Genomic DNA, 6,705 nt, shown 5'->3' with positions numbered 1-6,705 from the left:
ACCGGGTGCTGCTCGGGGGGCGCACGATTGTCGGGCGGCCGGAGCCCTATGTCCACGGTGTCGCGGAGGTTCTCGAGGAGAGGGCCCGGCGGGAGGGGGTGCTCGGGGGGACGGTGGAGGTTCGGGTCGCGCCCCGCGGGGACCGGGTGGTGGCCGAGGGAGCCGCGCAGCTGCTGCTGGCGCCGTTGTTCGGGCGGGGGGACGGGTGACGGCTGGGCTTGCGCGGGGAGGGGATACCTCCCCGCGGCACGACAACGGCTGACGGCAGCGGCGGCCGGTCGACGGCGTTCGGCGCCACTGCCCGCCGCGGCGGAGTTTCGGCGCAATCAGCTCGCGTTGCGCCAGACGGGTGATGTTGGCCGATCTGGCGGTGGGGGTGTTTGTGGCGGGGGGTACCTGATTGGTATGAGAACCGTTCTGGGGCTGGTGGGAGCTGTTGGGCTGTGCCTCGCGGTGTCGGGGCCGGCGTTCGGCGGGGCCGGAGCCGAGCAGGCGCGCAGTGCGTACTGCGGGACCGACCCGGCCTCCGGGCTCGGGGTGCTGGCCGCCGGGAACGTGGACTGTGGTTCCGCGTTGCAGGTGGCGGCCGGCTACACCAAGGCGTGGCACGGCAGGGCGGGCACGCCCGTCGAGGTCCGCACGGCGGGGGCCGTGTGGAAGTGCCAGGAGCGCCAGGGTGACCCGAACCCCTATCAGGAGTGCGTGAACGAGACCGACGGCGGTCGGCGCATCACCCTGTCGTCCTGAACCGGCGTCCGCTGACCGGGCGGAGTCGCCACCCGCCGCGGAGTGGCACCCCGAGCCCGCGCGCGCAACCCGGCATGGTCATGTGTTCATGCGACTGTGCACGTCCCTGTCCCTCGTCCTGGCCGCGGCTGTCGTCCTCGTTCCCGGACCCGAAGTCGCCGCCGACGCGGGCGCCACGCCGGCCTGCGCGGCCCCGGGCGAGCGTGCCTTTCCGCTGGCCACCCGGATCCACGACGGCCCCACCTCCTACGAGCCGGGCGGCGGCTTCGGCACCTGGTACGTCGACCTCACCAACACCACCCGCCGGACCTGCAGCGACATCCACCCGGTCGTCGTCCTCGTCGACGACAAGCGCGCCCTGAGGGCGAACCAGGCCCACCTCGACTTCTACGACGGCCCCCGCGCCCGGCCGGTGACGTTCGAGAGCACCGACGAGCACGAGCTGATCGGCGTCCTCGACGGCCCCGGGTTCCCCGGCTTCACCGTGCCGCCCGGCAGGACGGTCAGCGTCAAGGTCCGGCTCGCGATCGGCCCCGACGCGGCCGTGGAGCAGGTCACCGCCAACGCCGCCGTCGTCCAGCGCCGGGGCCAGGACGGGGACTGGGTGGGGGAGTCCAACGCCTATCGGTTCGGGATCGGCATGGAGGTGCAGGACCCGACCCCGGAGCCGGGCCGGAGCCCGGACGCGGAGCGGACGCCGCAGGAGGAGCAGGTCCCCGGCGCGGACCAGACGCCGGTGCAGGACCGGACGCCGGGCACCGGGCAGACACCCGGCGGCGAGCAGACACGCGGCGACGAGCAGGGGGCGGGCAAGGAGCGGGTGCCCGGCGACGAGCAGGCGGCGGGCAAGGAGCGGGTGCCCGCCGATCACTCCCGCGGTTCGCGGGGCAGCTGGGACGTCGGCGCCGCCCAGGACCCCTCGCTGCCCTTCGCCGAGGACGCGCAGGAGGCCGGGCAGCGGGCCCGGGAGCTGGCGCGCACCGGGGTCGGGGTCGCGCACGGGCTGCTCGCGGCCGCTGCCGCGCTGCTGTGCGTGGCGGGAAGCGCGTTCCTGCTGGCGCGCAGGCGCCGCTGAGCCGGGGCCGGACGGCCGAAGGTCCGCGCCGCGAGCGCGGGAGCCGTGGGCGAGGGGATCGGGCGCGGGGTGCCGCGCTGCGACTCCGGGCCAACGGATTCCTCGCGCCCGTAGGACAACGAGTTCCTCGGGCCCGTAGGACAACGGATTCCTCGGGCCCGTAGGACAACGAGTTCCTCGGAGGTCCTGGAATCCGCCGCCGGCCCGCCCGCCCTGCTCCCGGGGGCCGGTGAGAGAAGCGCGACAGGACAATCGCGGACGGCCGGGTCAAGATCCGCGCGCTCTCATTAGGCTGGTCGGCGTCGGTACGCCGTGGTTCCGGCGCCCCCCCCGCTTCCCGACCGCCACATACGCCAGGAGACGCACAACATGGCAGACCGCAAGCCCATCGAGTCGTGGCTCACCGACATGGACGGCGTCCTGATCCACGAGGGCGTGCCGATTCCGGGCGCCGAGGCCTTCCTGAAGAAGCTGCGCGAGTCCGGGCGGCCCTTCCTGGTGCTGACCAACAACTCCATGTACACCGCACGCGACCTGCACGCCCGGCTGCGCCGCATGGGTCTGGACGTGCCGGTGGAGTACATCTGGACCTCGGCGCTGGCCACCGCGGAGTTCCTGAACGACCAGCGGCCCGGCGGCAGCGCCTACGTCATCGGCGAGGCCGGCCTGACCACCGCGCTGCACGACATCGGCTACATCCTCACCGACCACGAGCCCGACTTCGTGATACTCGGCGAGACGCGCACCTACTCCTTCGAGGCGCTGACCAAGGCCGTCCGGCTGATCAACGGCGGCGCCCGGTTCATCGCCACCAACCCCGACAACGTCGGCCCGTCCACCGAGGGCGACCTGCCCGCCACCGGCTCGGTCGCCGCGCTGATCACCGCGGCGACCGGCAAGAAGCCGTACTTCGTGGGCAAGCCCAACCCGCTGATGATGCGCTCCGGGCTGAACGCGATCGGCGCGCACTCCGAGACCTCCGCGATGATCGGCGACCGCATGGACACCGACGTGCTCGCGGGCCTGGAGGCCGGGATGCGCACGTTCCTGGTGCTCAGCGGGGTGACCCAGCCCGACGACGTCGACCGCTACCCCTTCCGGCCCTCGCAGGTCGCCGACTCCATCGCGGACCTGGTCGACCTCGTCTGAAACCTCGTATCACCCGGATGGAGCAACGGGTGTCCCCTGAGGATGCGGGGGCGCCCCGGGCAGGAGAACCTCCTGGTGTTGGAGGTTCACGATGTGCTCACTGCGCCTCACTCTCTGCAGCGGAATCCTGGCCGTCACCGCGTTCGGCCCCGCCGCCCCCGCGGCCCACGTGGCCCGCGCGGCGGACGCCGGTTCTCTGTCCGTGGCGCCCGCCGCCCCGGCGCCGGGTTCCGACGTGACCCTGCGGGTCAGCGGCTGCACCGGGAAGCAGGGCACCGCCGTCTCGCGCGCCTTCGTCTCCGACGCCCGTCTGACCGGTGCACAGGGCACGCTGGCGGGTGACACGCGCGTCGGCTCCGCCGTCCGGCCGGGCTCCTACGAGGTGAAGGTCAGCTGCGCCGACCGCGTGATCGACGGCGTGATCACGGTCGGGGGCAGGGCCTCCGCCACCGGCGCGGACCAGGGAAGCGGGCGGCCGGCGCAGCCCGGCCGGGCCGCCGCGAGCCCCGTGGCCCCGGTCGCCGCGGGCGGGGGCGGCACCGCGCACTTCGCCACGGTGGCCACCACCGGCTCCGGCCCCGGGACCGCCCAGGCGGTGACCGGCCTGGCGCTCGCCTCGGTCGCCGCGCTCGCCCTCGGGCTCCGCGCCCGCCGCAACCGCGGCTCGCGCTGACGCCCGCCGATGAGGGGCGACCCCGGGAGCGTTTCCCGTGGCGGGCGGCTCGTCACCGGCCTGACCTGGGCACTGCTGCTGTTCGGGCTGTGGCTGTGGGCACGGGGCGTGACCGGCCTGCCCCACGGCGAGGGCACGGCCGTCACGGGTGACCTGTCCGCCGCCGGCCGCTTCGTCGAGCCGGCCCGCCTGCCCCGCCCGGCAAGGCCGCTGCCGGACGCGCTGCCTCAGCGCATCGACATCCCCCGGCTGGGCGTCCAGGCGCCCGTGGTGGCCCGCGGTCTGGACGCCGCCGGCGCCCCCGACCCGCCCCCGTTCGGCCAGCCGGGCGTGGTCGGCTGGTACGGCTCCGGCACCAGGCCCGGTGCCAGGGGTACGGCCCTGATGGTGGGCCACACCGACACCGGGACCCGGCCCGCCGTCTTCCACCGGCTCGGCACCCTGCAACCGGGCGGCACGGTGCGCGTGGTCCGCTCGGACGGCACGGTCGCCGAGTTCACCGTCGACGACGTCCGCGTCCTGCCCCGCGCCGGCTTCAACGCCCGGCAGGCCTACGGCCCGCGCGTGCCCGGCCGCGCCGAGCTGCGGCTCGTGACCTGCGGCGGCACCTTCGACCGCACAACCGGCAGCTACACGGCGAACGTGGTGGTCTCGGCCTACCTCACGGGGACGGCCCGCTGAGCGCCGCTGCGCGACCTCGTGGCGGGCAGGGGGCCGGCGGGCCCCGCAGGCGCGGTTTCACCGTCGCCCGGAAGGGTCGTCACCTTTTCCAGCGGGCCCCTGCCGGGCACGCAGGTGCTGACGAAGGCGACCGGGCAGACGGGGAACGGCGGCCTCGCGGTGCATGACGGCCTCGGCGCCGGTTCATGGCGGGCCCCTCCCGCCGGACGCAACCGCCGCCTGTCCCAACTCCCGCTGCGGCAGCTTGTGTGAGTGGCGCGGGCCCCACCGGGCGCGGCGCGGTCGCGCGGAAACAGAGATGGCGAGCCGGATCCGCGTGATCGCGGACGTGGCTCGCCATCGTCATCGTGCGCCGCCAGGGACTCGAACCCCGGACCCGCTGATTAAGAGTCAGCTGCTCTAACCAACTGAGCTAGCGGCGCGTGCTGACGAAGAGAACTCTACCCGACCTCGCAGGGTGCTTCGGACCGCCGGCAGATGGACATGAAGATCGTTCCGGGGCCCTTTACATCGTTCGGACCGTCAGAGTGCGCGTTCTGAGGACAGTTGGAAGACTGATCAACGTGCACACAAGCGGACAAAACAACCCTGAATGTGAGGCAGATCGCATGACGGCTCCGGTCTTCGAGGAGTTCGATCCCGCGAGCGACTGCGAGTGCCCCGGCTGCGTCGAGCGGCGGCGGACGAGTCGCCGATCCCTGCCCGGCCGCCTCGGCGGTCACCGCGTGACCCGCGGGGTCGTGGTCGTGGCCGCCGCGTCCGCCGCCGCCGGGGCGCTCGCCCCGGCGGCGGCCGCCGCCCCCGGCCAGTCCCCGCACCGCGAGGCGGACCCCGCGGACGGCGAGGTCCAGACCCCCCAGGGCGCCAAGTCCCCGCTGCACGGCCAGGCCGGCGCACCCGTCGAACCGGGCGAGCCCGGCACCGTCCCGACTCCCGCCACCACCCGGACCGACATCATCAAGCGGGCCAAGGTGTGGGTGGACGCGAAGGTGCCGTACAGCATGAGCGAGTACTGGTCGGACGGCTACCGGCAGGACTGCTCCGGCTTCGTCTCCATGGCCTGGCACCTGGGGAGCAACGAGTGGACCGGTAGCCTGGACCAGTTCGGCGTCAAGATCACCAAGTCGGAGCTGCAGCCCGGCGACATCCTGCTGTACCACAACCCGGACAACCCCGAGAGCGGCTCCCACGTGGTGATCTTCGGCGGCTGGACGGACGACGCGCACACCTACTACAAGGTCTACGAGCAGACGCCCCCGCACGCCCGCAGCCAGACCACGCCGTACCCCTACTGGAGCCACGCCGACAAGTACGTGCCCTACCGCTACAAGGGCCTCACCACCGGCGCCGCGGGCGCGGAATCGGCCGGCGGGAAGGCGTCGGCCTTCCCCGGCGCGGCCTCCTTCGGCCCGGGCGCGCACAACGCGCACGTCACCGAGCTCGGCCGGATGCTCGTGGCGCGGGGCGCCGGCGCGTACTACGCGAAGGGCCCCGGTCCGGCGTGGAGCGAGGCGGACCGGCGGGCCACCCGGGCGTTCCAGCTGGCCCAGGGCTGGACCGGGGCGGAGGCCGACGGGCTGCCGGGGCCGCGCACCTGGGAGCTGCTGGTCACCGGGAAGGGCAAGGACATCGCGCCGGCGGATCCCGCCTCGCACGGTGTGCCCGGCTACCCCGGCAAGAACTACTTCCGCCCCGGACAGAGCAACGACTTCGTGACCCGGCTGGGGATCCAGCTGGCGAAGAAGGGATTCGGCAGGTTCTACCCCAACGGCCCCGGTCCGCACTGGGGCGAGGCGGACCGCCGGGCCGTGGAGGCCTTCCAGCGCACCCAGGGCTGGCGGGGCGGCGCGGCCGACGGCTACCCGGGCCCGGAGACCTGGCGCCGGCTGTTCGCGTAGCGACCGGCGCGGCGCGCGGGGAACCCGCGGCCCTGATCCCCCTGTTCATGACGCATCTGGCGCGGAGGCTGGAGGCACGCATGAGTACGACCACCCCACCCACCCCACCCACCCCGTCCGAGTCCGGGGGGCACCCGGAGGGCTGCACGGGCATCGGCGTCCGCCCGTCCCGGTTGATCCAGAACGAGGTCACCACCGAGATCCCGGTCCATCTGCTCTTCCGCGACACCGCCGAACCGGTGACGGTGCCGCTGCGGCCCGCCGTGGTGGCGCGCCGGCAGGGCACCGGCGAGCAGCCCCGGGTGCGGCGCGCGGTGGCGGTGCGCAGACGGCCCCTTCCGGAGATGGACCCGGAGCTGGTGGAGCGTCCGGCGCGGGTGCTGCCGGGGTTCGCCGGGGTGTTCGCGGGGGCCTGCGGGCTCACCGGCTGCCTGACCACCTCGTGGTGGGCCGGGGTGCTGCCCCCGTTCGCGGTGGAGGCG

At 74.2% G+C, this 6,705-nt stretch carries 6 protein-coding genes, 1 tRNA gene and 2 pseudogenes; 8 read left to right on the top strand and 1 reads right to left on the bottom strand.

Annotation, left to right across the window (positions count from 1 at the left end; genetic code table 11):
• The 6 genes and pseudogenes from ACLU3S_RS35040 to ACLU3S_RS35015 form a co-directional block, all read left to right on the top strand.
• Positions 1-209: pseudogene (locus tag ACLU3S_RS35040) on the top strand (ROK family transcriptional regulator); the annotation flags it as partial.
• A 196-nt stretch (positions 210-405) separates the two neighbouring features.
• A complete protein-coding gene (locus ACLU3S_RS35035) occupies positions 406-747 on the top strand; it encodes a hypothetical protein (RefSeq protein ID WP_413956011.1) in 342 nt (113 codons plus the stop codon).
• Positions 748-835: 88 nt separating this feature from the next.
• Complete coding sequence (locus ACLU3S_RS35030; RefSeq protein ID WP_413956010.1) at positions 836-1,822, top strand: hypothetical protein; 987 nt, start codon at positions 836-838, stop codon at positions 1,820-1,822.
• 369 nt (positions 1,823-2,191) lie between these two features.
• Positions 2,192-2,971, top strand: a complete 780-nt coding sequence (locus ACLU3S_RS35025; protein ID WP_413956009.1) for an HAD-IIA family hydrolase — start codon at positions 2,192-2,194, stop codon at positions 2,969-2,971.
• 91 nt (positions 2,972-3,062) lie between these two features.
• Positions 3,063-3,644, top strand: a complete 582-nt coding sequence (locus ACLU3S_RS35020) for a hypothetical protein (protein WP_413956008.1) — start codon at positions 3,063-3,065, stop codon at positions 3,642-3,644.
• A gap of 9 nt (positions 3,645-3,653) precedes the next feature.
• Positions 3,654-4,325 (top strand): class F sortase, encoded by a 672-nt coding sequence (locus ACLU3S_RS35015; protein WP_413956007.1) that lies wholly within the window; start codon positions 3,654-3,656, stop codon positions 4,323-4,325.
• Between the two features lie 348 nt (positions 4,326-4,673).
• Here the strand turns inward: ACLU3S_RS35015 and ACLU3S_RS35010 are convergent.
• A tRNA-Lys gene (locus tag ACLU3S_RS35010) sits at positions 4,674-4,747 on the bottom strand.
• Between the two features lie 186 nt (positions 4,748-4,933).
• On the opposite strand from ACLU3S_RS35010, the gene ACLU3S_RS35005 reads away from it, so the two are divergent.
• Positions 4,934-6,223: a peptidoglycan-binding protein gene (locus ACLU3S_RS35005; protein WP_413956006.1), complete on the top strand. Its 1,290-nt coding sequence runs from the start codon at positions 4,934-4,936 to the stop codon at positions 6,221-6,223.
• Positions 6,224-6,303: 80 nt separating this feature from the next.
• Positions 6,304-6,705, top strand: a pseudogene (locus ACLU3S_RS35000) (SPFH domain-containing protein); the annotation flags it as partial.

This window comes from Streptomyces sp. AF1A (assembly GCF_047340315.1).
Taxonomy (GTDB): Bacteria; Actinomycetota; Actinomycetes; order Streptomycetales; family Streptomycetaceae; genus Streptomyces.
Note: the sequence above shows the minus strand (reverse complement) of the source record. Positions and strands in the feature narration are given on the sequence as shown.

Bases quoted from the DNA above. Each gene is read 5' to 3' on its own strand.
- ACLU3S_RS35035 (WP_413956011.1), top strand. From the start codon at position 406: ATGAGAACCGTTCTGGGGCTGGTGGGAGCTGTTGGGCTGTGCCTCGCG.
- ACLU3S_RS35030 (WP_413956010.1), top strand. From the start codon at position 836: ATGCGACTGTGCACGTCCCTGTCCCTCGTCCTGGCCGCGGCTGTCGTC.
- ACLU3S_RS35025 (WP_413956009.1), top strand. From the start codon at position 2,192: ATGGCAGACCGCAAGCCCATCGAGTCGTGGCTCACCGACATGGACGGC.
- ACLU3S_RS35020 (WP_413956008.1), top strand. From the start codon at position 3,063: ATGTGCTCACTGCGCCTCACTCTCTGCAGCGGAATCCTGGCCGTCACC.
- ACLU3S_RS35015 (WP_413956007.1), top strand. From the start codon at position 3,654: ATGAGGGGCGACCCCGGGAGCGTTTCCCGTGGCGGGCGGCTCGTCACC.
- ACLU3S_RS35005 (WP_413956006.1), top strand. From the start codon at position 4,934: ATGACGGCTCCGGTCTTCGAGGAGTTCGATCCCGCGAGCGACTGCGAG.